This window comes from Roseomonas sp. E05, assembly GCF_030063475.1.
GTDB lineage: Bacteria > Pseudomonadota > Alphaproteobacteria > Acetobacterales > Acetobacteraceae > Pseudoroseomonas.
In genome coordinates this window covers 26,620-52,703 of sequence record NZ_JASIRT010000024.1, presented here as the reverse complement: position 1 = coordinate 52,703, position 26,084 = coordinate 26,620, and the positions used below count along the sequence as shown (strand labels likewise).

Below are 26,084 nucleotides of genomic sequence, written 5' to 3'. Positions count from 1 at the left end.
GCAGGATTTCCATGTCCGCAGGCGGCCGTCCCTGGCCTGCCGCGCGGGCACGACGAGGACAAGTCATGCCCACACTTCCCTTCCCGGCGCTGCGCCGCCGGGAGTTCCTGCGAGCTGGCGGCGCGTTCGCCGCGGCGGCGGCCCTCCCGCGCACGACGGCAGCAGCACCGCGCGGCGCCGTCCAACTGACGCCCGCTCCGGCTTCTGCCGCCATCCTCGGCGACGGCGCCTCCGAGACCGCGGTCTGGGCCTACGGCGGGGCGGGCCTCGCCCCCGTGCTCCGCGTCCGCCAAGACACGCCCTTCCAGGCTGCTGTGCGAAACGGCCTGGACGAGGACACGACGGTGCACTTCCACGGCATCCGCCTGCCGAACGCCATGGACGGCGTCCCTGGCTTGACGCAGCCGCCGATCCGCCCTGGTGGGAGCTTCGAATACGCCTTCACCCCGCCGGATGCCGGGACCTTCTGGTACCACCCGCACGCCAACAGCCTGGTGCAGATGGGCCGCGGCCTGGCGGGCGCCCTCATCGTGGAGGAAGCCGAGCCGCCCCAGGTGGACCGCGAACTCGTCTGGCTGGTGCAGGACTGGCGCCTGACGCCGGATGGCCAGGTCGATCCGCACTTTGCCAGCCGCATGCAACAGGCCATGGCGGGGCGCATCGGCAATGCCGTCACCATCAACGGCAAGGTTGCGCAGCCCGTGCCGGTGCGTGCAGGCGAGCGCATCCGCCTGCGCATCGTCAACGCGGCCACCGCACGCATCATGGCCCTGCGCTTCGAAGGCCACCGGGCGACCGTGGTCGCGCTGGACGGGCAGCCCTGCGAGCCGCACGAGCCCATGCGAGGGCGGCTCCTGCTCGGTCCCGCAATGCGCGCCGACCTCATCCTCGACATGGAAGGCCAGCCGGGCCGACGTTACGCGGTGACCGACGACTTCTACGAGGACGAACTCGCCTACACTCTCGTCTCTCTCGCCTACGAGAGCGGGCGTCCGTTGCGTGACAACGTTCTGGATGCCTCGGTCCGCCTGCCCGCCAATCCTTTGCCTCAACCGGACCTCGCCGCCGCCGAGCGGCACGAGCTCGTGCTCCAGGGGGGGATGATGGGCGGGATGGGCATGATGATGCGGATGAACGGCGCGGCCTGGGCCATCAACGGCATCCCCATGATGGGAGACGGCCACGCGGGCATGCCGCCGCTGCTGACCGTGGTGCTCGGGCGGACCTGTACGCTCCTCCTGAAGAACGAGACCGCCTGGTGGCACCCGATGCACCTGCACGGCCACAGTGTTCAGGTGCTGACCAGGGACGGCGCCCAGGTTCCTGGAAGCATCTGGGGCGACACCGTCCTGCTCGCGCCACGCGAGACGGTGGAGGTCGCCTTCGTCGCCGACAATCCCGGCGATTGGATGCTGCATTGCCATGTCATCGACCATCAGGTCAGCGGCCTGATGACCGTCATCCGGGTCGCCTGAACCAGCTTACGCCATTCAAGCGGAGACAATCCGTGAAGCCAATCTCCCGCCGGGCCGCCCTGCTGATGGCCGCCTGCATCCCCCTGCCCGCGCTCGCAGCCGTGCCGAAGCCGAGGCAGGTCATGCTCTACAAGAGCCCGCAGTGCACATGCTGCGACGCCTACGCCGACTACCTGCGCCAGCATGGGTTCGCGGTGACGGTGAAGCCGACAAACGGGCTGGACACGATGAGCCGGTGGGCGGGCGTGCCCGAGGAACTCGAGGGCTGCCACATCTCGACAATCGGGGACTACGCGGTCGCGGGCCATGTTCCCATCGAGGCGGTTCGTAAATTGCTGGTCGAGCACCCGCCGCTGAAGGCGATCACGCTGCCCGGCATGCCGTCGGGCTCGCCGGGGATGCTGGGGAGCAAGCAAGCTCCGTTCACCGTCTACGCCATCGGCAAGGACGGTACTTCCAGCGTCTACATGACGGTCTGAGGAGGGCGTCGTGATCCTTTCCATTGGGACGCAGCAACAGGCCGCCAAACCATGATGAACGGCATGATGGACGGCGGTATGGAAGGGATGATGTGGGGAATGCGTGCGTTCTGGCTGCTCCTCGTCATCCTCGTTGTGCTCGCCGTCGCCGCCCTCCTGAAATACCTGTTTCGCGGCTGAGGCCAGGATGAGCTTTCACGATCGCCTTGTCCTTCCGCACCGGCGGGTGCTGGCCATGCGCCACCGGGAACGGGTGCCTCATCGGCAGCGTGCCGTCGCCCCCGCCGGTGATGCAGGCCTGGAAGCCGGAAAGTGGCGGAACCGGGACGCCTCGCCCAGCCGCCCACCCGACACCAAACGTAAAAATGTGACGGCCAGAGTCCACTATTCTCCGTCCCGGCACCACTGCACCGGGCGCATGGGAACGGTTGTGAGGAAACGCTGAGATGGATGGATTGACCATCGCGCCAGGAACATCTTCCGGCACCGGTGCGCTTGCGGCCCAGCAGGCGGCCAGCCGGAGGTGGGACGACCTGGACCAGCTTCGGGCCATCCTGATGCTGGCAGGCATCCCGTACCATGCCGGCCTCGTCTACGCCTCGCATGCCACCTGGATCGTCGCTTCGCCGGACAAGTCGGTCCTGATGACCTGGCTCATCCAGTTCAGCCACACCTTCCGGATGCCCGCCTTCTTCCTGCTGGCGGGCGTCTTCGCCATGCTGCTCGTCTGCCGCCGTGGCCCAGGCGCATGGCTCGAAGGCCGCATCAGGCGTATCGGCATCCCCCTGGCCACATCCCTGGTGCTGGTCAGTCCACTCATGGTGATGGCGAGCGCCGTCTCCCAGGGCGGCTTCGCAAACGCCCTGCCTGCCCTTCTGGCGGAGCTCAGGCACCCCTCAGACAATTGGACCGTTCACCTCTGGTTCCTGATCTACCTGCTGCCCTACTGCGGCCTGTTCGCGGGTCTTTATGCGCTCACCGGACCCGCACGGATTGAGCGGGCGACGGCCGCAACCCAAGACGCCCTAGCCCGCCACCCGTTGCTGGGATGGGTTGCCCTCCTCGCCATGGGCCTCATCACCCTGGGGGCGGCTGCTGCAGCGAAGCTGTTGGACGCCGCCTACCTCTTGGGCGGCATCTTCATCCCGGCGCAGTTCGTCGCCTATGGCCTGATGTTCCTCGCGGGCGCCTTGCTTGCAGCACGCCCGGTCTGGCTGGAGGGCTTCCGACGCCCGAGCTGGAGCGCCTGGGCGCTGGCCTTCGCGTTGGCAGGCACCATGGCGGCGCTCCAGGACAACGCGGACGATCTCAGCCGCGCGGTGACCTACTTCCTGATGCCGGTCGTCGGCGTGCTGTTCTCGCACGTGCTGCTCTCAGCCGCACGCCGATGGCTCGACCGCCGGACGCGCTTCTCGCGCGCCATGGTGGACGTCGCCATGACTATGTACCTCGTCCACGTGGCTTTCGTGCTTTGGCTGTCGGTGGCCTTCCTGGCGGTGCCGCTGCCTGCCGAAGTGGAGATCGTGCTGATCATCCTGCTTTCGACAGCAGGATCCTACGGCTTCTGCCGCATCGTCCGCGCCAGCCCGCTCCTGACCTTTCTGTTCAACGGCACGGAGCCCGACGCTGGCAGGGGCATGCCAGCAGCAGGTCAGGGAGCATCTCCTCTTGCGGGCCGCCTCAACCGCTGAGTCGTGTCACCAACATGGATGTTACGCCCGAGGCGGCCCCGCCGGCGCAGCGCTGATCTTGGTGCGCGGCATGGATACCTTCTTCGCAGTGCGTTCGCGGGCAGAGGTGGAGATTCCCGTTGTGAGGAGAGGGCAAGTCAGCCGCTGACGGGCTTCGCAAGGTTCGGCGCCGTGGCCCGCCAGCACACGGCTGGACGGCAGGCAGCCGGGGCGAGCGGCTGAGGCAACTGGACGCGCCGGGGGCCATAACCGCCCCCGGCACGGCGGCAGGCGTCAGACGGTGATGCTGGCCGCCGCCTCCTGGCAGGCCGTCTCGCAGCGGGGGCAGGCGTCGGCGCAGGCGGTGCAAGTCTGGGCGCAGGCGTAGCACTCCTCGATGCACCGGATCAGCGCGCCGTTGACGTTGCCCTTCACCTGCGGGTGTGGGCGGATCATCTCTTGTGCGTGCATGGGATGCCTTTCGAATTCTGAGGAACGGCAGAGGCCCGGTCGCAGAACGCGAGACGACCGCAAGCGACGTACTGGCGTGTTCCCAACAAACGCTGCGAGGAAGCGGTTCGCCGTCACATTAAAAACATGTCCGGCAGACGGTGTCCGCGTCGCGTGGCCCTCCGCATCACTCCGGCTCCAGTGATGGCGGTCCATGAAGATGCCGCCCCATCCAACCTTCGGCGGCGAGTCTACGTCGCAAGCGGCTGGTCGAGCGAGCAATCGCCTCAGCTTTGTGGGTCAGGCTCCGCAGCCGACAGGTAAGCCGCCGAGAGTGCCGTTCCCGGCGCGCCATCCGGGACCAGAGTTTCCAGGGCACACAGGAGGTGTTCCGCGACATCAAAACGGCCCTCGGCGAGAGCATGCTGGAAAGCGGCAAGGATGCGCCTTTCCAGCGACGGGCGGCGAAGCGCCATGGGGTGGCCTCCTCCTAGGCTTGAGGGAACCAGGGATATGGGGCCTCACCGTAACGGGGAGCATCCCCGCACGCAGTCAGCTCAGCGGCTTGCAGGCTCACCGCATCGCGACTTGCCTGTCACGCCGTCCCAGCCGCCGTGGTGCCGTCAACCCGATGCCGCGGCGCGAGTTGGTGACAAGGCCCGAAAACGAGCTCGTGTGCTCGCCACGCCACCGTAGCTCTTAGCTCCGCGCGGGCCGGGCGCCTGGAAGGAGGACAGAATGTAGACTTACCGGGTGACGAGCATGCGGCAGAGCGTGTCCGCCAGAAGCTCAAGGCACACTTCGGTGACCTCGTCATGGTGGAGACGGACGTGAAGTCAGGCGAGGTCCGCCTGGACCAGTCGAACGATCCGCAGGTCGTCAGCTTCCTCATCGATAGCGCGGGATGCAGCGTCGACTTCGTTGGCGGCTGATTCCTGCTTGCGGGCGCGACAACCGCCCCTCCTCGCGATGGCGCTCCCGACCACGGCGCGAGGCGGTGAAGTGCGAAGTCTTCTTCCCGAAAGGAAATCAGGAATGGTGGGTTCAACCCCGGCGGCCCATGCGGCCGCGCTCTACGCGCAGGACTTCGTGGAATGGACGCGGCGGCATTGACGCGCTCGAGCTCGACTAGGAGCGCCTTGCGCACGAGATCGAGCGCCTGGGCGAGAGCCATGCGGGCTTTAAAGGCGTTGCGCAGCTGACCGGCCGGGACTGCGGCGATTCCCGTTGAAGCGGAAGGTGCACCGGACAGCTATGGTCAGGCATCAGTCTCCTCCCGCATTCACGCCCGGGACGGTACCCCCGATGGCTCCTGCGCCATCGCTTGCGCCCAGCACCGTCTCCACTCTCGTCGAGACCAGCGTGAAGAACGCGAAACCCGCGATAAAGGCGAGAACCGACAGACGGTTGTCCTCACGGGCCTCATGCGCCTCCTCCAGCATGTCCTCCACGGCGGCGACGGTGAGTAGACCGGCCACGAAGACGAGGGCGGCCATCTTCAGGCCTTCGGGGTGGCCCGGACGAGGAAGTAAGCAAGCAGCGCCGCGCCTACGACGTAGAGGAAGAAGGAGGTCGAGAGCAGCATGCGCTTCCTTCGTGGTACTTCCTTGTCGCGGAAGTTCGCCACCGTCGCGTAGCCCTCCGGCAGATCAGCCACCACCTGCCCCGCCGCGAGGTCGACCGCGACCGCGACGTAGATCATCCACATGTCGGTGCGCTCGCTGCCACCCTTGCCCTGGAGGCGCTCGACCAACATTTAGTACGTAGACCACCTCGCCCGCTGCAAAGGCGGCGGCGAGGAGCGCGGCGCAACATTGGCAAAGCGTATAGTTGCCGCCAAAGCGCCGTCTGCGCGACGGCGGCAGTCTTCGCTCCCGTCGGCTCGAATTAGGGCCGCCGCGGGAAGGAGACCGATCATGATGCAGGACCGCATACCGGCTGCCGCGGCGTTTGCGCCGGACGCGGTGGCGCGAACAGGGCCAGCAGCCACGAAGGACCCGCGACCACCCTCTTCCGCAGGTCCGGGAAAGCAGGCCGCCGGGACGGGCATCCTGCCACCCCTGCTGCTCGCCATCGAGGGACTTCGAGTTAGGCGCGCGGCGCGACCCGTGCTGCGCGACGTGCGGCTGCACGTAGCGCGCGGGGAAGTATGCGGCCTGCTCGGCCCCAACGGCGCGGGCAAGACCACCACGATCCTCGCCGCGCTCGGCCTGCTCGTGCCGGAGACAGGCCGGGTGCGGCTGTTCGGCGAGGATCCGCTCACCGCACCGGACGCGTTGCGCGCGCGCCTCGGCCTCGTGCCGGAGGGGGATGGCCTGACGGAGTGGATGACCGCAGGGGATTACTTGCAGCACTGGGCCCTCCTTCAGGGCCGCCCGCTCGGGCCGGAGGAGGCGGCGGCGCTGCTCGATGAGGTCGGGCTTGCGCCCCCGCCCAGGCTCCCCGCGGCGCGCTTCTCCCAGGGGATGCGCCGCCGACTGGCGGTGGCCCGCGCGCTGGTCGCATCGCCCGAGCTGCTCATCCTCGACGAGCCGACCAATGGCCTCGACCCGCGCGGGCGGCGGCAGCTTCTCGAGCTGCTGCGCGGCCTGGCCCGGCGGCGCGGCGTCGGTGTGCTCCTCTGCACGCACCTGCTGGAGGACGTCGCGCGGATCTGCGACACTATCGCCGTCCTGGTCGAGGGCCGCACCGTGGCGGAGGGTGCGCTCGGCGAACTGGTCGGCCGTGCCGGGAGCCAGCGCTTCCGGCTGCGCCTCGACGGACCCCTTCCGGCGGAGGCGCTCGCCAGAGGCAGCCCGCTGCCGATGCGGGTGGTGCACCAGGCCGCCGACGAAATCGCGGTCGAACTGGAGCCCGGCGCCACGCCCGCCACGGTCTGGCGCACGCTGCTCTTCTCCGGCTGGCCGATCTGCGAAGCGCGGGCGGAGGGCGGCGGCCTGGAGGCGTTCTACCTGGCCCTGACCGAGCCCGGCCCGGTGCATCCCCCCCAACCGGCGGAGGCGGCCTCCCAGGCGGCGAATGACGCGGGACCCGTGTCATGAGCCCCGCCCTGGCGATCGCCCGCCGCGAGGGAGGCGAGCTGCTGTGCAGCCCGCGGGGCTTGGCCTGGCTGCTGGCCGCCGCGGGGGTGCTCTCCGGCTTCGCCCTGCTGCTGGTCGGCAGCACCGAGCTGGGCCTGCTGGACAACGCGCAGGTCGTCTATGACATGGCGGGCCTGACGATCGCCCTCGGCGCGCTCCTCGCGCTGGTCTCGGGGGTGGACGCGGTGGCGGGAGAGCGGGAGCGCGGCGCGCTGCTGCCCCTGCTGGCCACCGCCTCGCCCCGCCGTTCGATCGTGCTCGGCAGGCTCGGCGGCCAGGCGCTGGCCTGGTCGGCCATGCTGGCGATCTCCGCGCCCTATCTCTGGGCGGTGGGCAGCACGGGCCAGAACCTCGGCGCCGCGCTGCTCGGCCTGCTGCTGTTCGGCACCCCCGTGGCCCTGGCCGCAGGGGCGGCGGCGATGGCCCTCGGGGCGCGGCTGCGTTCGGCGCGGGCCGCGCTCCTCGCCTCGCTCATCGCGCTGCTGCTGGTGGCGAGCCCCCTGCTGCTCGGACCGAGCCTGCGCCAGTCCGCCATCGGGCAGGGATTCGACGCCGTGAACCCGTTCTCGGGCGCCACGAACGCGCTGGACGCCATGGTGATCGACGGCCAGGGCCTCGCGGCGCAGGGCTGGCATCTGGCCCTGGTGCTCGCCTGGTGGGGACTGGCCTATGCCGCCGCGCTGCGGGCCCTCCGCCCGCCGCGCCGCCCCGGAGAGGAGATCGTGGCATGAAGGCATCCGTGCCCCTGGCCGTCCTGGCGCTGCTCGCCACCCTGGGCCCCGCCGTCCCGCGGCTTGCCTGGGCGGCCCCCTCGGCTGCCCCGCCCGCGTCCGCGCCACTGAAGGTCGGCCTCGCACCCGACCCGGCCAACCCCGCCGCGCCTCGGATGGGCGACCGGATGAGCTTCCACACCACGCTGCGGAACCCCGCCTCGGCACCCGTCGGCGGCGTGATGGCCTGGCTGACCATCCTGCGGGTCGACGCGGGCCACGAGGAGGCGATCGATCTCGAGGACTGGAGCGCCAACAAGGCGCTGACCATCCCCGCCATGGCGCCGGGCGGCGAGGCCCGCAGCGACTGGACGCTGCGGCTGATCTCGCCCGGCACCTACCGTGTGCTGGTCAGCGCCGCCACCCGCGCCGCGCCGGTTCCCGCGGTCGGCGCGAGTGAGACCTTCGCGGTGGCACCGAAGCCGGTGGTCGAATCCCGCCGCGTACTGCCGGTCGCGCTGGGGCTCCCTCTTGCTCTCGGCGGCCTTCTGGCGCTGCGCCTGACCATGGCCAAGGGAGACGACGATGCCTGAATCCAACCCGCCGCCCATGGGGGAGCCCTCACCCTCGGCCGCGACGCGCCGCGCGCATCTGGCGGTCGCGGCGCTCGTGGCCGCGCAACTCACGACCGGATCGATCATGTCGTCGCCAGTGGACGGTGATGGTGGCGGTGGCGTTTGGTTCCTCGCGCACAGGCTCCTCGGCCTCGGTGCTGCAGGCGCCGTGGCGCTGCTCTGGTGGGCAGCCCTCGTCGGCCCCGGGCGCCGGGTGGCGCCAGCGGGCGCACTCTTTCCGTGGTTCTCGGCGCACCGCCGCGCCGCGCTCCGGGCGGACGCGCTGTGGGTGGCCCGGAAGCTCGGCGCCGCGCGCCTGCCGCAGGCCGCCGACACCCGCGCGGCCCTGGCGCCCGCAGTGCATGGGCTTGGCCTGCTCACCGTGGCGGCCGTGGCGGCGACGGGCGCGCTCGGCTGGTTCGGCGGCCTCGGAACCCTGCTGGCGCTGCACTCCGCGCTGGTGAGCGTGCTCTGGGCCTATCTTGGCGGCCATGTCGGCGTCGCCCTGCTGCACGAGATCTCCGGCGAGGGGCGGCTGGGCTATATGTTCCTGGCGCGGGCACGCGCCAGGCAGGAGGGCGGCCGATGAAGATCCTGGTGGTCGAGGACGACGCGTCGACACGGGAGTACCTGGCCAAGGGGCTGACCGAGGCGGGCTACGTGGTCGACACCGCGGCGAACGGCCGCGACGGGCTGTTCCTGGCGGCGGCGGAGCCCTACGACCTCATGGTGATCGACCGGATGCTGCCGGGGCTGGACGGCGCGGGAATCGTCCGCACCGTGCGCGCCGCGGGGGTCCGCGCGCCGATCCTGCTGCTGACCACCATGGGCGGGATCGACGACCGCGTGGATGGACTCAACGCGGGCGCCGACGACTACCTGGTGAAGCCTTTCGCCTTGGCCGAGCTGCTCGCCCGCCTCAACGCCCTCGCCCGCCGCCCGCCGCTCGGCGCCGAGCCGACGCGGCTGCGCGTGGCCGACCTTGAGATGGACCTGCTCAAGCGCACCGTCACCCGCGGCGGACAGCGGGTGGAGCTCCAGCCGCGCGAGTTCCGCCTGCTGGAGTGCCTGATGCGCCACGTGGGCCAGGTGGTGACGCGCAGCATGCTGCTGGAGAAGGTGTGGGATTTCCACTTCGACCCGCAGACGAACATCGTCGAGACGCATGTCAGCCGCCTGCGCGGCAAGGTGGACCGCGGCTTCGGCGGGGAGCTGATCCAGACGGTGCGGGGCGCGGGGTATTGCCTCCGCGCACCGGAGCAGGCCTCGCCGCAGGCCTCATGCTGACGCCTGCCGGGGTGCGCGCGCCATGAAGCGCCGCCAGGCGGGCTCGGCCTTGCCGCATTGCGAAATCCCAATCTCCCGGGAAGGCCCCTCCAAGGCGACCGCGGCCAGGGTGCGGCCGCGCGCGCCGACCGGACAGCCAGCCTGGCGTGCCGTCCCGCGCCAACGGCAGGAAAGGATGAGCATGCGAGGCAGCCCCGAAAACGGCCTGAGCAAGGTCCCCGAGGTCACCCTCGGCTTCTGGATCATCAAGATCGCCGCCACCACGCTCGGCGAGACCGGCGGCGACGCGGTGACCATGTCCCTGGGCCTCGGCTACCTGGCGGGAACCGCCATCTTCGCGGTGGCCGTCGCCGCCGCCGTCAGCGCCCAGGTCAGCGCGCACCGGTTCCATCCGCTCGTCTACTGGACCGCGATCGTCGCCACCACGACGGCCGGGACCACCCTGGCCGACTTCGCCGACCGCTCCCTCGGCATCGGCTACACCGGCGGGTCGCTGCTCCTCTTCGCGCTGCTGATGGCGACGCTCGGCCTCTGGCACTGGTCGCTCGGCTCCGTCGCGGTGGAGGGCATCCGGTCCCGCAAGGCCGAGGTGTTCTACTGGGCGACCATCATGTTCTCGCAGACGCTGGGTACGGCGTTGGGCGACTTCCTCGCCGACACCAGCCTCGGCTATGGCGGCGGGGCCCTGGTCTTCGGCGCGGGCCTGGCGGTGGTCGCCGGGGCCTATTTCTGGACGGACGTGTCCCGCACGCTGCTGTTCTGGGCCGCCTTCATCCTGACCCGCCCGCTTGGGGCGACGGTGGGCGACTTCCTCGACAAGCCGGTGGCGGACGGCGGAATGGCTTTGAGCCGGTACACGGCCTCGGCGGTCCTCGCCGTCTTCATGCTGGCCTGCATCCTGCTGCTGCCCCGCCTGGCGGGAAGCCGCCGCGTTGAGGGCGAAGAAGCCATCTAAGCCGACCGGGGCGGGCGGCGCCCCGCCCCGAGGCTGCGCGACCACCGGAGCGCCGCCGCCAGGCGCAGACCGAACCCGAGACCAAGGAGAATGATCCTGCTGGACAGCATTCTGGGCTCGATGGCGGCCTGGATCGTCGCCTTCATCGCAGCCACCGGCTACGGCGGCGTCGCCGCGCTCATGGCCGCCGAGTCGGCCTGCATCCCGCTGCCCTCCGAGGTCATCATGCCCTTCGCGGGATACCTCGCCTCGACCGGCCGCTTCAGCCTCGCCCTCGCGGCGACGGCGGGGGCGGTCGGATGCAACATCGGCTCCTCGGCCGCCTACGCCGTCGGCGCCCGCGGCGGCCGCAGGCTCATCGAGCGCTGGGGCCGGTTCATCCTGCTCAGGCCGGAGGACCTGGAGCGCGCCGAACGCTTCTTCCATCGGTTCGGCGCCCCGGCGGTCTTCGTCGCCCGGCTGCTGCCGGTGATCCGCACCTTCATCGCGCTGCCCGCCGGGATCACCCGGATGCGGCAGCTCCCCTTCCAGCTCTACACCTTCCTGGGCTCCTGGCCCTGGTGCTACGCGCTCGCCTATGCCGGGTACCTGCTCGGCGAACGCTGGAACACCGACCCGCGGCTGCGCGCCGTCATGCACCGCTTCGATGCCGTTGTGCTCGCCCTCCTCGTGCTCGGTCTCGGCTGGTTCGTGTGGCGCCATCTCCGGCCGCGGCGGCCCTGAAGGATGCGCGCCGACCATCCCGGCCCCCGTGCGTGGAGATCCTGGCGCCAGGATCTGGTCAGCCTGGCCCGGCTGCGCAACTCGTCGGGCGTGCGGCTCGCGCTGCTCTACGCGGCGGTGTTCGTGCTGTCCTCGGTGGTGCTGTTCGTCCTGGTCCACTGGGTCACGGTGGGAGCGCTCCGGCAGCAGATCAGCAACGCCGTGGCGGCCGACATCGCCGACCTGCTGCAAGGCGGCGAGAGCCATGGCGGCACCACCGCCGAAGGCCTCGCCCGGATCCTGGCAGGCCAGGAAGGCGCCGAGAGGCTGCGTTCGGGCCTGCGCTTCGCGGTCGAGGACGCCGCGGGGCGGCGCCTGGCGGGCGACCTGCCCGCCCTGCCGCGCCGCGCCGCCGACGGCTGGTTCGAGAGCCAGGACGAGGGCCAGGACGAGGACCAGTCGGCCCTCCTCGGCCGGGCGGTGCCGCTGCCGGATGGCGGCCTGCTGGCGGTGGCGCGCGACGCGACAAGCCTCGACGAGACCGCCGACCTGATCGAAGGCGCCTTCTTCTGGGCGGGCGGCGTCATGCTGCTGCTCGGCCTCGGCGGCGGCGTGCTGGTGGCGCATGGCTTCCTGCGCCGGGTGGATGCGATCGCCGCGACCGCCGAGGCGATCGCGCATGGCGCGCTGGAGCGCCGGGTTCCCGTCCGCGCCACCGGTCCGGCCGACGAGATGGACCGCCTGGGTGGCGCCATCAACGCGATGCTCGACCGCATCCGCGACCTCATGGAGGAACTGCGGCACGCCAGCGCGGCGATCGCGCACGACCTCCGGACGCCGCTGGCGCGGTTGCGCCAGGGCCTGGAGGCGGCCCGCGACGGGGCCGCGACGCCCGAGGCGTACCGGGCGGCCATGGACGCGGCGCTCGCCGAGACGGATGCGATCCTGCGCAGCTTCGCCGCCCTGCTGCGCATCGCCCAGGTCGAGGCGGGCGCGCGCCGCGCCGCCTTCGCGCCGGTGGACCTCTCCGCCATCGCCACCGATCTGGCGGAGGCCTATGGCCCCTCGGCCGAGGATGGCGGACGCACCCTGACCACCGCCATCGCACCGGGCGTGACGGTGCGCGGCGACCGCGAGCTGCTGATGCAGGCGCTGGCCAATCTGCTGGAGAACGCGCTGCGCCATACGCCGCCGGGGACCGTCATCCGGGTCCGGGTGCCCGGCGCCCGGCTGCCTGCCGGACCGGCGCTTGTCGTCGAGGACGATGGACCGGGCATTCCTCCTGAGGCGCGCGCACAGGTACTGCGGCCCTTCCATCGCCTGGACCCGAGCCGCTCGGACGGCGGCAGCGGCCTGGGCCTCGCGCTGGTCGCGGCGGTGGCGAAGCTGCATGACGCCGCGCTGGAGCTGGGCGCCACCGGGCAGGAGGGGCGAGGCCTGCGCGTCACGCTGCGGTTTCCTTTCCCGTCAAACGCGGGTTCGGCCCAGGCCGTGCCCAAACAACCGGAGAGCCGGGGATGAGGATGTCAGGCATCGCCGTCGCGAAGCGGCTTCTCAGCCGGGAGTACCTGCCGATCGGGCTGCTTGGCGGCGCGGCGGGCGCGGTCTGGCTCTTCCTCGCCCTGGCGGGCGAAATGACCGAGGGCGATACGCGGGCCTTCGACCGCAGGCTGCTCCTCGCCCTGCGCGAGCCGGGCGACGCCGCCAACCCGATCGGGCCGCCTTGGCTGGAGGTGGTGGGACGCGACTTCACCGCGCTCGGCGGAACCAGCGTCCTGAGCCTCCTGGTTATCACGGTGGTGTTGTACCTGGCGCTGGCCCGGAAGCGGGCGGAGGCGCTGACGCTCTCCGCGACCGCGCTTGGCGCGCTGGCGCTCGAGTCTGGGCTGAAGGACTGGTACGGACGGCCCCGGCCGGAACTGGTGCCGCATGCCGTGCAGGTCTTCACGGCGAGCTTTCCGAGCGGGCACGCCACCCTGTCGGCGGCCGTGTTCCTGACCGTCGGGGCGCTGCTGGCCCGCGTGCAGCCGGACCGGCGCCTCAAGGTCTACGTCTCCTCCGTCGCCGCGCTGCTCGCACTGATCGTGGGCGTCAGCCGCGTCTATCTCGGCGTCCACTGGCCGACCGATGTGCTCGCGGGGTGGACGTTGGGCGCCGCCTGGGCGGCGGTCTGCTGGGCCACCGCGCTCTGGCTGGAGAGGGCCGCCCCGCGCCCGCCGCCCTGACCGGCCAGCCGTCGTCCTGCCGCCTACCCTCGGGCAACCCTGACCGCTCCTCGCTCCCCCAGGCGGCGCGAAGACGCCCGCCCACCGCAGGGCGCCGCCTCACGCCCGGCCACCAAACGCCTTGCCAAGGACCTGACCAATGGATCTGACCGCGCTGCTCTCCGCCCTGCTGCTGGGCGTGGTGGAAGGGCTGACCGAATTCCTGCCCGTCTCCTCGACGGGGCACCTGATCCTGCTGGGTGAAGCGATCGGCTTCCACGGGCCCCCGGGCAAGGTCTTCGAGATCTCCATCCAGCTCGGCGCCATCCTGGCGGTGATGTGGATCTACCGCCTCACCCTCTGGCGCCTCGCCTTCGGCATGTGGCGGCCCGCGACGGCGGAGCGGCGCTACGCCACCAACCTGCTGCTCGCCTTCCTGCCCGCGCTGGTGCTGGGCGCCACGCTCTACAAGCCGATCACCACCCTGCTGTTCAGCCCTCTCGTGGTCGCCCTGGCGCTCGTGGTCGGCGGCGTGGCCATCATCGTGATCGAACGCCTGCGCCATGCGCCGCGCCTGCACGAGGTGTCCGCCATCCCGCCCACCACGGCGCTGCTGGTGGGCTTTGGCCAGGTGCTGGCGATGGTGCCGGGCACCTCGCGCTCGGCCGCGACGATCATCGCCGCCCTGCTGCTCGGGGTGGAGCGCCGCACCGCCGCCGAGTTCAGCTTCGTCCTCGCCATCCCCACCATGCTGGCGGCCACCGTGTTCAGCCTGTGGAAGGCCCGGGCGGAGCTCGATTTCTCCAACGCGGGGCTGATCGCGGTGGGCTTCGCCGCGGCCTTCGCCACGGCGCTGGTGGTGGTCCGCTGGGTGCTGGCCGCGATCGGCCGCATGGGCTTCGCGCCCTTTGGCTGGTACCGGATCGCGCTCGGCACCGTGGTCCTGGCTTGGCTTGCGTTCCGATAGTTCCGGGACGCGTGCGATGAACCAGTCTCGGCGGGCTCCGCGAAGACGGCTACGCCTCCTGAAGGCGGCCAGCGATTCTGGTCCGGCCGAGCGGTCCCGAAGCAGGGAAAGCCGACCGTGAGTGCCTTCGCGACCACTGTCTCCGCCTGGATTGCCGCCCATCCCGGCTGGACCTGGATGGTCGCCTTCCTGGTGGCTGCCTCCGAGGCGGTGGTGGTTGTGGGCGCCCTGGTCCCTGGCACGCCGATCCTGATGGCGATCGGCGCCGCGGCCAGTCTGGGGCACACCTCTCTTTGGGGCGTAGTCGCCGCGGCTGTCGCGGGCGCGGTCGTCGGCGACGGCCTGTCCTACTGGCTCGGCCATCGGCACCGCAACCGCCTGCTGCGCGGCTGGCCCTTCGCGACGCGCCCCGCGCTGCTCGCCCGCGGCGAGGGCTTCTTTCGGCGGTGGGGTGCCCTCGGCGTGGCGGCGGCCCGCTTCCTGCCGGGGGTGCGGGCGGTAGTGCCGGTCATCGCGGGCATGCTCGGAATGGGTCCGGCAACCTTCTACCTGGCGAACATCCTTTCGGCGCTGGTCTGGGCGCCGGTCCACATCCTGCCGGGCGCCCTGGTGGGAGTGCTCGCAAGGCTGCACCTGCCGCCCGACTGGGACGACCTGGCGCTGCCCGCCGCCGCGGGCCTCGGTGCGCTGCTGTGGGGTGTGCACCGGGTGTGGCGGGGGAAGCGCCCGCGCGCGACGGGAAAGCCACCGTGACGTCCACGGCGAGGCGGGCCGCTCCGGGACGAGTGGCAACCAGGTTGGAGGACGAGCCGCCGCAACGTCGCCGGGGCACGGGGTCCATTTTCCGCCAGAATCGGCTTGCGCGCCTCAGCCACGAACAGCGCATCGCCTTCCAATCCAAGTGCTCCGCCCTGTCGATCCTTCTTAGCGCCCGAGCACCATTCCTGGCACTCAGCCACGCGCCGCGCCAAGCTGATTGCGAATGATTATAATAATCAGAATCTTGATCCTCTCCTTGCGATCCTCTACTTCGCTGCGGCCCTAATCGCCCTGCTCCGCCATTCGAACGCCTGAAGGGTCTCCGATGACGATTTCACGCCGTGGGTTTGCCACCCTTGCCGGTCTTGGCCTGTCGTCGCTGCCCCTGCGGGGGCTCCGAGCGCAGGGGGGCGAAAGCATCGTGGTCTACAACGCCCAGCACGCCAGCCTGACCAAGGCCTGGGTCGCGGCCTTCACCCGGGAGACGGGCATCGCGGTGACGCAGCGCGACGGCGGCGACGTCGAGCTGGCCAACCAGATCGTGCAGGAAGGCAGCGCCTCTCCCGCCGACGTCTTCCTGACCGAGAACTCCCCGGCGATGGCGTTGGTAGAAGGGGCGGGCCTCTTCGCGCCGCTTGATCCCGCCACGCTGGCCCTGGTGCCGCAGCGCTTCCGCCCTTCCACCGGACGCTGGATCGGCATCGCCGCCCGCAGCACCGTTCTGGCCTACGACACGCGGCGCCTGACCCCGGCGCAGCTTCCCTCCTCGCTGATGGATCTCGCCGACCCCGCCTGGAAGGGCCGCTGGGGCGCGGCGCCCGCCGGGGCGGACTTCCAGGCGATCGTCAGCGCCATGCTCCAGTTGAAGGGCGAGGCGGCGACCCTGGCCTGGCTGCGGGGCATGAAGCAGAACGTCGTGACCTTCCGCGGCAACAGCGTCGCCATGAAGGCGGTCAACGCCGGTCAGGTCGAAAGCGCCGTCATCTACCACTACTACTTCGCGGGCGACCGCGCGCGCACGGGCGAGAACAGCAACAACCTCGCGCTGCACTACTTCCGCCATCAGGATCCTGGCGCCTTCCTCAGCATCTCGGGCGGCGGCGTTCTGGCGCCGAGCAAGCGGCGGACACAGGCGGAAGCCTTCCTGCGGTGGATCGCCGGTCCTGCCGGGCAGCAGGTGCTGCGCGACAACTCCTTCGAGTATCCGGTCGCGGCTGGCACCCCCGCCAACCCCGCCCTGAAGCCGATGGAAGAGCTGCAGGCGCCGGCCATCGACCCCTCCACCCTCAACAGCAAGGCCGTGGTGGCGCTGATGACCCAAGCCGGGCTGCTCTGATCCATGGGGCCGCGAGCCGCGCACCGGGTCGGCGCCGTGCCTTCGCGCCACGTAGCAGGCCCGCCGCTCAGCCGGGGCGCGCACCGGAAGCCGGGCGCGGCCCTTGGCGGCGCGGCACTGCTGGTCTCCTTGCTGGCATTGCTGCCGCTTGCGTTCGTGCTGTGGGCGACGGTGCAGGCCGGCTGGACCACGGCCTCGACCCTGATCTTCCGGCCGCGGGTCGGTGAGCTGCTCGTCAACACTGCGCTGCTCGTCGCCTGCACCTTGCCGCTCTGCGTCCTGCTGGCAGTGGCGCTGGCCTGGCTGACCGAGTGCAGCGACCTGCCTGGTCGGCGCCTGTGGTCCTGGCTGGCCGTGGCGCCGCTGGCGATTCCCGCCTTCGTGCACAGCTATGCATGGGTCAGCCTGCTGCCGGGGCTGCACGGGCTGGCTGGGGCCGTCCTGGTTTCCGTCCTGGCCTATACCCCCTTCCTGTACCTGCCCGTGGTGGCCGCTCTCCGCCGCATGGACCCGGCCCTGCAGGAGAGCGCGGCCTCCCTGGGCGTGCCACCCGCTGGCGTGTTCCTCCGGGTCGTCGTGCCCCAGCTGCGACTGGCGCTTTGCGGCGGCGGGCTGCTGGTCGGGCTGCACCTGCTCGCCGAATACGGCCTCTACGCGATGATCCGCTTCGACACCTTCACCACCGCCATCGTCGACCAGTTCCAGTCCAGCTTCAACGGGCCGGCGGCGAACATGCTGGCGGTGGTGCTGGTCGCCTGCTGCCTGGGGCTGCTCGCTCTGGAGACCTGGCTGCGCGGAACGGCGCGCTATGCCCGGCTCGGGCCAGGGGCTGCACGGCCGCCCCGGCGGGTGCGCCTGGGGTGGCTCGCCCTGCCCTGCCTGCTGCTGCCCGCGCTGACCGCCACGCTGGCACTGGGCGTCCCGGTCGCGACGCTGGCCCGCTGGCTCGCCGCGGGCGGCAGCGCGGTGTGGCGCTGGGACGAGATCGGCGGGGCGCTGGGGCAGACCTTGCTGCTGTCGGCGCTCGGGGCAGCGCTGGCGACCCTGGCCGCCATCCCCATCGCCTGGCTGTCCGTGCGTGCGCCGGGACGGCTGCAAAGGACCCTGGAGGGCAGCAACTTCATCACCGGCGCGCTGCCCGGCGTCGTGGTGGCCCTGGCCCTGGTGACCGTCACCGTGCGGGTGGCGAGACCCCTCTACCAGTCCGTCGCCACCATCCTGTTGGCCTACGCGCTGCTGTTCCTGCCGCGGGCCATCGTCGCGCTCCGCGCCAGCATCGCGCAGGCGCCGAAGGAGTTGGAAGAGGCGGCGGGCATGCTCGGCCGCTCGCCGCTGCGGGCACTGGCAGCCGTCACGCTGCGGCTGGCGGCGCCGGGCGCGGCGGCGGCCATGGCGCTCGTGGCGCTCGGCATCACCAACGAACTGACGGCGACGCAGATGCTGGCGCCGAACGGCACCCACACGCTGGCCACCAACTTCTGGTCCTACAGCGGGGAGATCGACTACGCGGCGGCCGCGCCCTATGCCCTGGGAATGATCCTGTTGTCGCTGCCCATGGCCTGGTTCCTGCACCGCCAGTCGCAGGGCGGCCGGAGCCGATGAGTTTTCTGCGCCTCCAGGCGGTCAGCCGGCGCTTCGGCCGGGTCACCGCGCTCGACGCGGTCGATCTCGCCGTGCCGGAAGGCAGCCGCACGGCCATCCTGGGCCCGTCCGGCAGCGGCAAGTCAACGCTGCTGCGGATCATCGGCGGCTTCGAGGCGCCCGACAGCGGCCGCATCACTCTGGGCGGCGACCTGCTGGCCGAGGGGCCGCGCACGGTTCCGGCCCATCTGCGCGGCATCGGGCTGGTGGCGCAGGAAGGCGTCCTGTTCCCCCATCTCAACGTGGCCGACAACATCGGCTTCGGCCTGCCCCGAGCCACCCCTGGCCGTGAGGCGCGGATCGCCGCGCTGCTGGCGATGGTGGAGCTGGACCCGTCCATGCTGCTGCGGCGGCCGGACCAGCTCTCCGGAGGCCAGCAGCAGCGGGTCGCGCTGGCCCGGGCCCTGGCACGCAAGCCACGCCTGATGCTGCTCGACGAGCCCTTCTCGGCCCTGGATACCGGATTGCGCGCCAGCACCCGCAAGGCGGTCGGCGACCTACTCGCGGCGGAAGGCGTCACCACCATCCTGGTGACCCACGACCAGGCGGAGGCGCTGTCCTTCGCCGACCAGGTGGTGCTGCTGCGCGAGGGCAGGCTGCTCCAGGCGGGCAAGCCACGCGACCTTTACCTGCAACCGCGGGACGCCACGGTCGCCACCTTCTTCGGCGAGGCGGTGATCCTGCCGGCGCGGCTTTCGGGGAGCTGGGCCGAATGCGCGCTGGGCCGGGTGCCGCTGACCCGCTCCGATCCACGCGGGCGCGCGGAGATCATGCTGCGTCCGGAGCAGATCGCCCTGTTGCCCGCCGGGACGCAGGCGCCCGAGGTGCGGGCGCGCGTTGAAACAGTGGAGTTCGGCGGCGCCTCCTGCGGCGTGACCGTGCGGTTGCAGGAAGCGGACGAGAACGGTCACGCGCCGCGGCTTGAGTTGCGCTGCTCCTGTCTCACGGCGCCGCCGGTCGGCAGCCTTGTCCGGCTCGCGGTGAGCGGGCAGGCGCATCCCCTGCTTCCGACCGGCGAAAGAAAATCTTAGAGCGAAAAGCCGGTTCGAGGCCGCCGGGCAGGGGCGGCAGTCTCGCCGGAGGGGGAGCGCGACCGACCTGCCGGGTGCTCGGCTGCACCACGGCGGTGGTGTCCTTGGAAGACCGGGCGGGGAAGGAAAACAGGCGAGGGGACCGCAAGGAGGCGCTCTCCCGCTGGATCTTCCAGGGCGCCGCAGCGGGCTGGGAGGGCGTGACCAGGCCACGCGGAATCCTTGTCAGGCATTGGGCATCGTCTCCCGCGCCTGGCGTGCCGCCAACCGATGAGCGCCAGGGCGGTGAACGCCGCGCCCGTCCAGAAGGTCACCGCCGGGCCGAAGCGGTCCCAGAGCAGACCCGCCAGGGCGCTGGCCAGCAGGAGCGCGACGCCGCTGACCAGGTTGAACAGCCCATAGGCAGTGCCGCGCAGGGCGATCCAGAGATAGGTCACCGGGCTCATCGGCGAGCCCCGAGCGGCACCGGAGCCGCCCATTCCGTACGCATCCCGTCCTCCTCGCCTCCTGGGCGTGAGACGCGGGCATGAAAAAGCCCGCCTTGCGGCGGGCCGTCGGCATCCGGACGGACTCCCACCACGAACTCGTGCGGTAGGAGTCATCAGCCCTCGCGGGCAGTTTCGGGGAACTCCACCCCCATCCGTGCAGAGCTAGGTTGGCGTTGAAGCGGCGGCAATCCCAACGCGGATCACCGGAAGGTGAGAGGGTCGGAATCTCCGCCGCATCCTCCTCGCACGCCGGGGCTAGCTGGGTTCAAGGAGCTCGCTGGGGTTCATGACGACCTCCTCCTCCAGCCGGACCGTTCCGCCGTCCCCTCTGCTGACGTGCCAGTGCTCGAGGTGCTTGTAGACGATGACCTTGCTCTCCAACAGGGCGCCGTGGTCGCGGCAGAACCGCTCCAGCGTGTCGCGCGGGCCGATCATCTCCACGCACATCGTGAGCTCGGGGTTGCCGAATTCGGCCATGGGTTCCTGCACCGCGCCGTGGTTGCTGAAGCCGAACTGGGTGTGGTGCGCCGTGGCGTTCACCAGGCCCGCCTGCTTCGCTCGCAGCACCAGTTCCCGGAACAGCGGCCTGGACGACAGCGCGCCCTTGATCCCGGCGTGCTGCCGGAACTTCTCGCGGGGCTTCAGGTAGATCCGGACCATCCCGATCTCTTTGGAGGTCAGGCCGTGCGCTGTGTGCATTCTGGTATTGTCCTGGGCTGTCTTGCGGAAGGTGGGCGTGAGCGTCGTGCCGTCGGCCGCGACACCGGGAGGCGCGCTCCGTCGCTTCCAGAGCACGGGGTGGAGGTCGCGGGCGTGTCGGAGGGAGGCCTCCGGCGGCAGGCGCGGGATGCGTGTCTTCGGGACGCCGATGCGCTGCGATAGGTAGATGCCGGAGTGGCCGGAGCAGAGATAGGCGACGAAGCAGGCCGTGGCGATGTAGGCGGTGTTCGCGGCGCCGAAGAGCTCGATCCCCATCAGGGTGCAGGCCAGCGGCGTGTTGGCCGCCCCGGAGAACAGGGCGACGAAGCCGAGGCCCGCCATCAGGTCCACCGGCGCGCCCAAGGGGCCCGACAAGGCGTTGCCGAGCGCCGCCCCGATGAAGAAGAGCGGCGTTACCTCGCCCCCTTTGAACCCCGTCGCCAGCGCCACGACGGTGAAGACGATCTTCCACGCCCAGGCCCAGTCGTAATGCGCCGGACCGAAGAAGTTCACGATCGAGGCTCCGCCGGGCGTGGGCGAAATGACCCCAAGGCCGAGGTAGTCGCGGCTGCCGGTCGCGTAGACCAGGGCGATGATCAGCACCCCGCCGATCGCGGGCCGCAGCCAGGCGACCGGGCAAAGCCGCTTGGCCAGACCGCCGACGCGGTGCGCCAGTTCGGAGAAGAGCAGGCTGCACAGGCCGAAGGCGACGCCCGCGACGGCCACCTTGGCCAGCAGGGGGAGGTCGATGTGAAAGGCCGCGCCGCCCGCTTCCACGTGGCCTGCGAAGCCGAGGTGATACGCGACGTGCGTCACGCCCCAGGCACGGCAGGTATAGTCGGCCACGATGGCCGCCAGCACTGCCGGAACGAGTGCGGTGTACTCGACGCGCCCGACGGTCAGCACCTCGAGGGCGAAGACCGCGCCCGCGATGGGCGTGCCGAAGACGGCGCCGAAGCCCGCGGCGATGCCCACCATCAGCAGGACGCGGACCTCATGGGGCTTCAGGGAGAGCGCCCGGGCCACGCCACCCGCGATGCTGCCGCCCACCTGAACGGCCGTGCCCTCACGGCCGACGGAGGCGCCGAAGAGGTGGCTGACGACCGTGGAGATCAGGATCAGGGGCGCCATGCGCAGCGGCACCCCGCCGCCAGGCTGGTGGATCTGCTCGACAATCAGGTTGTTGCCGCCTTCCGCGGGCCGTCCGACCCAATGGTAGACGAGGCCCACGGCGACCCCGGCCAGCGGCAGCGCGAACAGGAGGGCCGGGTTGTCGAAGCGGCTCTCCGTGACCCGGTCGAGCGCCCAGAGGAAGGCGGCGCAGAGGGTACCGACAGCGGCGGCCACCGGCAGGATGATGGCGAGCCATTTCGCGGCCAGGCCAAGATGGCGCAGCCGTTCGCCCAGGAAGGCGCTGGGTGTCATGGAGGGAATCCGAGGATGAGACCTCGCGGGCGAGGCGCCCCCGCGGCAGCGAAGTGGGATGGAGCTTGGAACGGCAACTGGACGGATTCCCCCTCACAAGTGGTGTGAAGTAGGAATCATCAGCCTCCCGGGGGGAGACGGTTCGACCGTGGCCGGTCAGGCAGAGTCCATTGCCGGTTGCCCCATAGCCACGGCCCTGTCGATCTGTCAACGGCGCGAAACGAGCGACGCGGCGCAGGGCAGCGCTCCACCGGCTCGGTGTCTCGGGCTCGGGGCTGGTGGCCAGCGTGGTCGGGAGCGTCTCGAGAGAGGACGGTGCCCTGCCCAAGGATGCGGATGCGATGAAGTGTTTACTACGGAGTATCTTTGTGAGTAGCATTTGCTGCGGAACAGGAGGCCCGCCTTGGCAGCCAGAGGCGAAATCAAGAACGGCGTGGAGGGGCACCCGCTGGCCGAGCGGCTCCGGCAGGCGGCGGCCGGTCTGCCGCCCGCGGGGCGGCGCATCGCCCGCCTGATCGCGGAGGATCCCGCCCTGGCCTTGGCGAGCTCCGCGGCCGAGCTCGCCGCCAGGGCAGGAACCTCGGACGCGACGGTGGTGCGGACGGTGCAGGCGCTCGGCTTCGAGGGGCTCGGCGAGCTCCGGCGCGCCCTGGCGGGGAGCCTGGGCGCCGCGCCTCCGCCGGGCTCGCCCGCCGAGGCAATGCGCGCGACGCTCGCCGACGTCGGCGCCGAGGCCGGGCGGGCCGTCGACCTGGCCGTCGAGGTCCAACGTGAGGCGGTCGAGGCGCTCGCCGCCCCGGAGGCCCGCGCCACGCTGAGGGCTGCGGTCGAAACCCTGCACCCTGCCCGGCGAATCCTGATCTTCGGCATCGGCCCCTCGGCCGCGCTGGCGGGCTACCTCGCCCTGCTGCTCCGCCGCGCCGGGCGGACGGCCCGCGCGCTGGACGCGACTGGCATTGCCCTGGCCGACCAGTTGCTCGACCTCGCCCCGGGTGATGCGCTGCTGGTGCTGGCCTATGGACGGTCCTACCGCGAGGTCGTCACCGTCTTCGGCGAGGCCCGGCGGCTGAACCTGCCGCTGGTCCTCGTCACCGACAGCCTCGAGCGTGGCCTGGCGCGCCACGCGGAGGTCGTCGTCCCGGCACGGCGGGGACGGGCGCGGCAGGTGGCGCTGCACGGCGCCACCCTGGTCGCGCTGGAGGCCATCGCCCTGGGCCTGGCGGCCGCCCAGGGCGATCGGGCGGTCGCCACGCTCGAGCGGCTGAACGACCTGCGCGCCGCCGTCGCCGGGAGCCGCCACGATGTGGGCTAGGCCGCGCGGCGCATGGGCGGAGTGGCGGGCATGGCTCGGCCTTGGGCCGCAGCATTCCATTGCCCGTCGTCCCTGGCGGCCTCCCCCGAGACAGCCTCTCGAGGACGCCATGGCGCGGGCCGTCCGGTTCGCGGCTGACCGGCGGCACCTTGCCTGGCTCGATGAGCGGCTCCTGCGCGATGTGGGCCTTGACCGCGAGGCCGTCACCCGGGGCCTGCCCTTCGCCGCACCCACCTTCCAACGCCTCTCCATCCCCAGAATCCGGAGCAACCGTCATGACCTGGCTTGAAGCGGGGCCAACCCTTGGGGCGGCCTTCCTTGCCTCGCTCGTGGAGTGCGTCGAAGCCGCCACCATCGTGCTGGCCGTGGGCACCGTGCGCGGCTGGCGCTCCGGGCTTGCCGGGACCGCCCTGGGCCTCGTGGTACTCGCCGCCCTCGTCGTCGCGCTCGGCCCGGCCCTGGCGCGGGCACCGGAGCACCTGCTCCAGACGGTGGTGGGCCTGCTGCTGTTGCTATTCGGCATGCGCTGGCTGCGCAAGGCGATCCTGCGGGCCGCCGGGATCATTCCGCTCCACGACGAGGAGGCGGTGTTCCGCAGCGAGACCGCCAACCTGCGGCTGGCGCGCGTCTCCGAGCGTCACGGCGTTGATCCCCTCGCGACAGTGACCGCCTTCAAGGCGGTGCTGCTCGAAGGGGTCGAGGTGGTGTTCATCGTGCTCGCCGTCTCTGCGGGGGGCCGGGGTCTGCTTCCCGTCGCGGCCGCCGGTGCGCTCGCCGCCGCCCTGCTCGTCGTGGCCATGGCCGTCGCCGTTCACCGGCCGCTGGCACGGGTGCCGGAGAACACGCTGAAGTTCGCCGTCGGCGTCGTCATCTCCGCTTTCGGGATCTACTGGAGCGGCGAGGGCCTGGGCATCGCGTGGCCGGGCCAGGATCTCGCGCTGCCGGTCATCGCCGGTGGCCTGCTGGCCTTTGCCCTGCTGAGCGTCCGGCTCGCGGCGCGACCGGTCCCGGTGGAGGTGCGCTGATGGGTATCCTCCACGCCACCTTTGCCGAGATCGTCCACCTGTTCGTGGACGACGGCGCGCTGGCCCTTGCGCTGGCCGTCTGGTGCGCTGCCATCGGTGTGGCCGCGACGCTCGCACCCTCGCTCTCCCTGGCCTGGGGCACGGCGCTTTTCCTGGGCTGCGCCACCATCCTGCTCACCAACGTGGTTCGGTCCGCGAGGCTACATGCCGCTGCGACGAGGCCGCAGTGATGCGCAATAAGCGGCCCAGGTGCTCCGTTGAAACCTTCTCGGTCGGCGATCTGAGAATCATGAGATTGTGTGTGAGGACACCCAGGACGAGTTCGCGCCGCTGAGCCTGTTGGCCGCGTGCGGTCAGCGCGGCGCCAAGGCGGCGCTTATGCTGACGAAAACCGCTCTCGATATTCTGAACGCAAATAACAGATCGGGCCGGCTTTGGCGGCTGGCGTGGCAGGGATGGCGTAACGGATCTCAACCTCTCCGTCGGTGACGACGATCCGGAGGACCATCCACTCGATAAGCTGGACACCTCCAGAAACCCCGAGTTTCGGCGAGCGTGGTCGTAGAGCGATGCGTGGTCGCCGGCGAGGCGACCGGATGACCGGGATCACGCTGCTGGAGGACGGCCGGCGCGGCGCTGATGGCGGTGCGCGCTGCGGCTGAAGGCCCTACGCCTGCACGGCCTTGCTGCTGAGCCAGACGAGCCGCTTCATGTTGTAGGCGAGATTGGCGAGGCCGATCTTCACCCGTGCCCTGGCAATGCCGATGGTGCGCACGACCAGCGCCATCGGCCCCTTCTGCCGTGCAAAGACGTGCTCGACGGCCGAGCGCACGGCCGATTTGCGAGCATTGGCCCGCCGCGTCCGCGCCGCCATCAGCCGCCCCGGCGGCTTCTTGCGGTGAATGCGCGAGACTAAGCCATGCTCGGCCAGCCATGCCTCGTTCTTCGCTGAGCGACAGGCGGTATCGGCCCAGAGATCGCCAGCGGCGTTGTCGGCGTCGACCACCTCCGCTAGCCGCGCACCGTCATGGGCGGCTGCATGGCTGGCGGTCCAGCCGCGGATCAGGCCGTGCCGGCGATCGATCGCGACGTGGTTCTTGTAGCCGGATGCCGGCACTGCGAGATCGACCTGCGGCGCGCCATCCTCGCGCGGCTTGGCCTTGGAGAACTTCACTGTCCAACGTGCATCGCGGTCCTTCTGGCGTAGCTTCGCGGGCTTATCCGCCCAGCCTTCAGGGATGTCGCCTGCCTTGAGGGCTGCACGCTCCGCCTCGGTGTTGCGCTGCTTCGGCGCGGCGACGATGGTCGCGTCCACGATCTGCCCGCCCATCGCCAGGTAGCCAGCGGCGCGCAGCGTGGCATCGAACTGCGCGAACAGCCGCTCCACCGCGCCGGCACGCTTCAGCGCTTCACGGAACGCCCAGATCGTGTTCGCGTCCGGCACCGGGTCGGCTAGCCCTAGGCCGAGAAAGCGCATGAACGAGAGGCGATCCTTGATGAGGTACTCGCAGCGCTCGTCGGACAGCCCGTGCATCGCCTGCAGCAGCAGGACCTTGAACATCAGCACATGATCGAAGGCAGGCCGCCCGCCCTTCGTGCCGTCGGCGCGTGGCACAGCCTGTTCCAGCTCGGCGCGGAACATGGAAAAATCGACCAGCACGGCGATCCGCTCCAGGTCGTCGCCCTTGGCCGACAACTCCCGCAGCCGCTCCTCCACATCGAAGAACCCTGGCTGCCGAACCATCGCCATCCCCCGCACCGCTGCGCGTCAGTGA

The 26,084-nt window shown here is 70.9% G+C and carries 27 protein-coding genes, 1 pseudogene and 2 riboswitches; of the genes and pseudogenes, 22 read left to right on the top strand and 6 right to left on the bottom strand.

All coding sequences use genetic code 11. The annotated features are described in order from the left end of the window. The first annotated feature begins 65 nt into the window (after nt 1–65). The 4 genes from QMO56_RS19530 to QMO56_RS19515 all read left to right on the top strand — a co-directional run bounded on the left by QMO56_RS19530 (nt 66) and on the right by QMO56_RS19515 (nt 3,645). Nucleotides 66–1,475: a multicopper oxidase family protein gene (locus tag QMO56_RS19530; protein ID WP_283528515.1), complete on the top strand. Its 1,410-nt coding sequence runs from the start codon at nt 66–68 to the stop codon at nt 1,473–1,475. Between the two features lie 32 nt (nt 1,476–1,507). Next, nucleotides 1,508–1,954 (top strand): DUF411 domain-containing protein, encoded by a 447-nt coding sequence (locus QMO56_RS19525; protein WP_283528513.1) that lies wholly within the window; start codon nt 1,508–1,510, stop codon nt 1,952–1,954. A gap of 51 nt (nt 1,955–2,005) precedes the next feature. Beyond that, the gene (locus tag QMO56_RS19520) at nt 2,006–2,134 is read left to right on the top strand and encodes a hypothetical protein (protein WP_283528511.1); all 129 of its coding nucleotides are present in this window, start codon (nt 2,006–2,008) and stop codon (nt 2,132–2,134) included. A 266-nt stretch (nt 2,135–2,400) separates the two neighbouring features. Next, nucleotides 2,401–3,645, top strand: a complete 1,245-nt coding sequence (locus QMO56_RS19515) for an acyltransferase family protein (RefSeq protein ID WP_283528509.1) — start codon at nt 2,401–2,403, stop codon at nt 3,643–3,645. Between the two features lie 273 nt (nt 3,646–3,918). Here the strand turns inward: QMO56_RS19515 and QMO56_RS19510 are convergent, their stop codons facing one another. From QMO56_RS19510 to QMO56_RS19495, 4 genes are all read right to left on the bottom strand, one after another. Continuing rightward, on the bottom strand, nt 3,919–4,095 hold the full coding sequence (locus tag QMO56_RS19510; RefSeq protein ID WP_283528507.1) for a hypothetical protein: 177 nt from the start codon (nt 4,093–4,095) through the stop codon (nt 3,919–3,921). A gap of 266 nt (nt 4,096–4,361) precedes the next feature. Then, the gene (locus QMO56_RS19505) at nt 4,362–4,550 is read right to left on the bottom strand and encodes a hypothetical protein (RefSeq protein WP_283528506.1); all 189 of its coding nucleotides are present in this window, start codon (nt 4,548–4,550) and stop codon (nt 4,362–4,364) included. Between the two features lie 789 nt (nt 4,551–5,339). Further along, on the bottom strand, nt 5,340–5,570 hold the full coding sequence (locus QMO56_RS19500) for a hypothetical protein (protein ID WP_283528504.1): 231 nt from the start codon (nt 5,568–5,570) through the stop codon (nt 5,340–5,342). 2 nt (nt 5,571–5,572) lie between these two features. Then, the gene (locus QMO56_RS19495) at nt 5,573–5,830 is read right to left on the bottom strand and encodes a hypothetical protein (protein ID WP_283528502.1); all 258 of its coding nucleotides are present in this window, start codon (nt 5,828–5,830) and stop codon (nt 5,573–5,575) included. A gap of 352 nt (nt 5,831–6,182) precedes the next feature. Between QMO56_RS19495 and QMO56_RS19490 the strand changes: the two genes are divergently transcribed. The 14 genes from QMO56_RS19490 to QMO56_RS19425 all read left to right on the top strand — a co-directional run bounded on the left by QMO56_RS19490 (nt 6,183) and on the right by QMO56_RS19425 (nt 19,360). Beyond that, on the top strand, nt 6,183–7,115 hold the full coding sequence (locus QMO56_RS19490; protein ID WP_283528501.1) for an ABC transporter ATP-binding protein: 933 nt from the start codon (nt 6,183–6,185) through the stop codon (nt 7,113–7,115). After that, entirely contained in the window at nt 7,112–7,885 is a 774-nt protein-coding gene (locus QMO56_RS19485) for an ABC transporter permease (protein ID WP_283528499.1), read from the top strand. The genes QMO56_RS19490 and QMO56_RS19485 overlap by 4 nt, the downstream gene beginning before the upstream one ends. Then, on the top strand, nt 7,882–8,457 hold the full coding sequence (locus QMO56_RS19480) for a hypothetical protein (RefSeq protein ID WP_283528497.1): 576 nt from the start codon (nt 7,882–7,884) through the stop codon (nt 8,455–8,457). Before QMO56_RS19485 ends, QMO56_RS19480 begins: the two co-directional genes overlap by 4 nt. Then, nucleotides 8,450–9,067 (top strand): cytochrome b/b6 domain-containing protein, encoded by a 618-nt coding sequence (locus QMO56_RS19475; RefSeq protein WP_283528495.1) that lies wholly within the window; start codon nt 8,450–8,452, stop codon nt 9,065–9,067. Before QMO56_RS19480 ends, QMO56_RS19475 begins: the two co-directional genes overlap by 8 nt. Further along, nucleotides 9,064–9,765, top strand: coding sequence for a response regulator transcription factor (locus tag QMO56_RS19470; protein ID WP_283528494.1), 702 nt, complete (start codon nt 9,064–9,066; stop codon nt 9,763–9,765). Before QMO56_RS19475 ends, QMO56_RS19470 begins: the two co-directional genes overlap by 4 nt. 181 nt (nt 9,766–9,946) lie before the next feature. After that, nucleotides 9,947–10,720, top strand: a complete 774-nt coding sequence (locus tag QMO56_RS19465) for a hypothetical protein (RefSeq protein WP_283528492.1) — start codon at nt 9,947–9,949, stop codon at nt 10,718–10,720. Between the two features lie 90 nt (nt 10,721–10,810). Then, a complete protein-coding gene (locus QMO56_RS19460; RefSeq protein WP_283528490.1) occupies nt 10,811–11,443 on the top strand; it encodes a DedA family protein in 633 nt (210 codons plus the stop codon). Between the two features lie 3 nt (nt 11,444–11,446). Continuing rightward, nucleotides 11,447–12,943: a cell wall metabolism sensor histidine kinase WalK gene (locus QMO56_RS19455; protein WP_283528488.1), complete on the top strand. Its 1,497-nt coding sequence runs from the start codon at nt 11,447–11,449 to the stop codon at nt 12,941–12,943. Next, nucleotides 12,940–13,647, top strand: coding sequence for a phosphatase PAP2 family protein (locus tag QMO56_RS19450; RefSeq protein ID WP_283528486.1), 708 nt, complete (start codon nt 12,940–12,942; stop codon nt 13,645–13,647). The genes QMO56_RS19455 and QMO56_RS19450 overlap by 4 nt, the downstream gene beginning before the upstream one ends. A 139-nt stretch (nt 13,648–13,786) precedes the next feature. After that, entirely contained in the window at nt 13,787–14,593 is an 807-nt protein-coding gene (locus QMO56_RS19445; protein WP_283528485.1) for an undecaprenyl-diphosphate phosphatase, read from the top strand. A 117-nt stretch (nt 14,594–14,710) separates the two neighbouring features. Beyond that, nucleotides 14,711–15,346, top strand: coding sequence for a DedA family protein (locus QMO56_RS19440; RefSeq protein ID WP_283528483.1), 636 nt, complete (start codon nt 14,711–14,713; stop codon nt 15,344–15,346). 331 nt (nt 15,347–15,677) lie between these two features. Then, on the top strand, nt 15,678–16,688 hold the full coding sequence (locus tag QMO56_RS19435) for an iron ABC transporter substrate-binding protein (protein ID WP_283528481.1): 1,011 nt from the start codon (nt 15,678–15,680) through the stop codon (nt 16,686–16,688). Nucleotides 16,689–16,691: 3 nt separating this feature from the next. After that, a complete protein-coding gene (locus QMO56_RS19430; protein ID WP_283528480.1) occupies nt 16,692–18,290 on the top strand; it encodes an iron ABC transporter permease in 1,599 nt (532 codons plus the stop codon). Then, nucleotides 18,287–19,360, top strand: coding sequence for an ABC transporter ATP-binding protein (locus QMO56_RS19425; RefSeq protein WP_283528477.1), 1,074 nt, complete (start codon nt 18,287–18,289; stop codon nt 19,358–19,360). Before QMO56_RS19430 ends, QMO56_RS19425 begins: the two co-directional genes overlap by 4 nt. A 585-nt stretch (nt 19,361–19,945) precedes the next feature. Next, nucleotides 19,946–20,007: riboswitch (Fluoride riboswitch) on the bottom strand. Nucleotides 20,008–20,655: 648 nt separating this feature from the next. Here QMO56_RS19425 and QMO56_RS19415 read toward each other — a convergent pair. Next, nucleotides 20,656–21,972: pseudogene (locus tag QMO56_RS19415) on the bottom strand (voltage-gated chloride channel family protein); the annotation flags it as partial. Nucleotides 21,973–22,075: 103 nt separating this feature from the next. After that, nucleotides 22,076–22,156: riboswitch (Fluoride riboswitch) on the bottom strand. Nucleotides 22,157–22,375: 219 nt separating this feature from the next. Between QMO56_RS19415 and QMO56_RS19410 the strand changes: the two are divergent. Genes QMO56_RS19410 through QMO56_RS19400 form a run of 4 tightly spaced genes read left to right on the top strand, consistent with a single transcriptional unit; the run spans nt 22,376 to nt 24,539 of the window. Beyond that, the gene (locus QMO56_RS19410; protein WP_283528475.1) at nt 22,376–23,284 is read left to right on the top strand and encodes a MurR/RpiR family transcriptional regulator; all 909 of its coding nucleotides are present in this window, start codon (nt 22,376–22,378) and stop codon (nt 23,282–23,284) included. Then, the gene (locus QMO56_RS27015) at nt 23,274–23,573 is read left to right on the top strand and encodes a DUF1127 domain-containing protein (RefSeq protein WP_408906541.1); all 300 of its coding nucleotides are present in this window, start codon (nt 23,274–23,276) and stop codon (nt 23,571–23,573) included. The genes QMO56_RS19410 and QMO56_RS27015 overlap by 11 nt, the downstream gene beginning before the upstream one ends. Then, nucleotides 23,560–24,309, top strand: a complete 750-nt coding sequence (locus QMO56_RS19405; RefSeq protein ID WP_283528473.1) for a COG4280 domain-containing protein — start codon at nt 23,560–23,562, stop codon at nt 24,307–24,309. Before QMO56_RS27015 ends, QMO56_RS19405 begins: the two co-directional genes overlap by 14 nt. Next, complete coding sequence (locus QMO56_RS19400; protein ID WP_283528471.1) at nt 24,309–24,539, top strand: hypothetical protein; 231 nt, start codon at nt 24,309–24,311, stop codon at nt 24,537–24,539. The genes QMO56_RS19405 and QMO56_RS19400 overlap by 1 nt, the downstream gene beginning before the upstream one ends. Before the next feature lie 437 nt (nt 24,540–24,976). On the opposite strand, the gene QMO56_RS19395 is transcribed toward QMO56_RS19400, so the two are convergent. Then, nucleotides 24,977–26,053, bottom strand: coding sequence for an IS5 family transposase (locus QMO56_RS19395; RefSeq protein WP_283528563.1), 1,077 nt, complete (start codon nt 26,051–26,053; stop codon nt 24,977–24,979). Between the last annotated feature and the right edge of the window lie 31 nt (nt 26,054–26,084).

Excerpts from the sequence above, each read along its gene's own strand:
- QMO56_RS19495 (WP_283528502.1), bottom strand. The coding sequence starts at position 5,830 with ATGTTGGTCGAGCGCCTCCAGGGCAAGGGTGGCAGCGAGCGCACCGAC.
- QMO56_RS19425 (WP_283528477.1), top strand. The coding sequence starts at position 18,287 with ATGAGTTTTCTGCGCCTCCAGGCGGTCAGCCGGCGCTTCGGCCGGGTC.
- QMO56_RS19450 (WP_283528486.1), top strand. The coding sequence starts at position 12,940 with ATGAGGATGTCAGGCATCGCCGTCGCGAAGCGGCTTCTCAGCCGGGAG.
- QMO56_RS27015 (WP_408906541.1), top strand. The coding sequence starts at position 23,274 with ATGTGGGCTAGGCCGCGCGGCGCATGGGCGGAGTGGCGGGCATGGCTC.
- QMO56_RS19430 (WP_283528480.1), top strand. The coding sequence starts at position 16,692 with ATGGGGCCGCGAGCCGCGCACCGGGTCGGCGCCGTGCCTTCGCGCCAC.
- QMO56_RS19530 (WP_283528515.1), top strand. The coding sequence starts at position 66 with ATGCCCACACTTCCCTTCCCGGCGCTGCGCCGCCGGGAGTTCCTGCGA.
- QMO56_RS19520 (WP_283528511.1), top strand. The coding sequence starts at position 2,006 with ATGATGAACGGCATGATGGACGGCGGTATGGAAGGGATGATGTGGGGA.
- QMO56_RS19505 (WP_283528506.1), bottom strand. The coding sequence starts at position 4,550 with ATGGCGCTTCGCCGCCCGTCGCTGGAAAGGCGCATCCTTGCCGCTTTC.
- QMO56_RS19470 (WP_283528494.1), top strand. The coding sequence starts at position 9,064 with ATGAAGATCCTGGTGGTCGAGGACGACGCGTCGACACGGGAGTACCTG.
- QMO56_RS19485 (WP_283528499.1), top strand. The coding sequence starts at position 7,112 with ATGAGCCCCGCCCTGGCGATCGCCCGCCGCGAGGGAGGCGAGCTGCTG.
- QMO56_RS19465 (WP_283528492.1), top strand. The coding sequence starts at position 9,947 with ATGCGAGGCAGCCCCGAAAACGGCCTGAGCAAGGTCCCCGAGGTCACC.
- QMO56_RS19395 (WP_283528563.1), bottom strand. The coding sequence starts at position 26,053 with ATGGTTCGGCAGCCAGGGTTCTTCGATGTGGAGGAGCGGCTGCGGGAG.
- QMO56_RS19500 (WP_283528504.1), bottom strand. The coding sequence starts at position 5,570 with ATGGCCGCCCTCGTCTTCGTGGCCGGTCTACTCACCGTCGCCGCCGTG.
- QMO56_RS19455 (WP_283528488.1), top strand. The coding sequence starts at position 11,447 with ATGCGCGCCGACCATCCCGGCCCCCGTGCGTGGAGATCCTGGCGCCAG.
- QMO56_RS19460 (WP_283528490.1), top strand. The coding sequence starts at position 10,811 with ATGATCCTGCTGGACAGCATTCTGGGCTCGATGGCGGCCTGGATCGTC.
- QMO56_RS19475 (WP_283528495.1), top strand. The coding sequence starts at position 8,450 with ATGCCTGAATCCAACCCGCCGCCCATGGGGGAGCCCTCACCCTCGGCC.
- QMO56_RS19435 (WP_283528481.1), top strand. The coding sequence starts at position 15,678 with ATGACGATTTCACGCCGTGGGTTTGCCACCCTTGCCGGTCTTGGCCTG.
- QMO56_RS19510 (WP_283528507.1), bottom strand. The coding sequence starts at position 4,095 with ATGCACGCACAAGAGATGATCCGCCCACACCCGCAGGTGAAGGGCAAC.
- QMO56_RS19400 (WP_283528471.1), top strand. The coding sequence starts at position 24,309 with ATGGGTATCCTCCACGCCACCTTTGCCGAGATCGTCCACCTGTTCGTG.
- QMO56_RS19515 (WP_283528509.1), top strand. The coding sequence starts at position 2,401 with ATGGATGGATTGACCATCGCGCCAGGAACATCTTCCGGCACCGGTGCG.
- QMO56_RS19405 (WP_283528473.1), top strand. The coding sequence starts at position 23,560 with ATGACCTGGCTTGAAGCGGGGCCAACCCTTGGGGCGGCCTTCCTTGCC.
- QMO56_RS19445 (WP_283528485.1), top strand. The coding sequence starts at position 13,787 with ATGGATCTGACCGCGCTGCTCTCCGCCCTGCTGCTGGGCGTGGTGGAA.
- QMO56_RS19480 (WP_283528497.1), top strand. The coding sequence starts at position 7,882 with ATGAAGGCATCCGTGCCCCTGGCCGTCCTGGCGCTGCTCGCCACCCTG.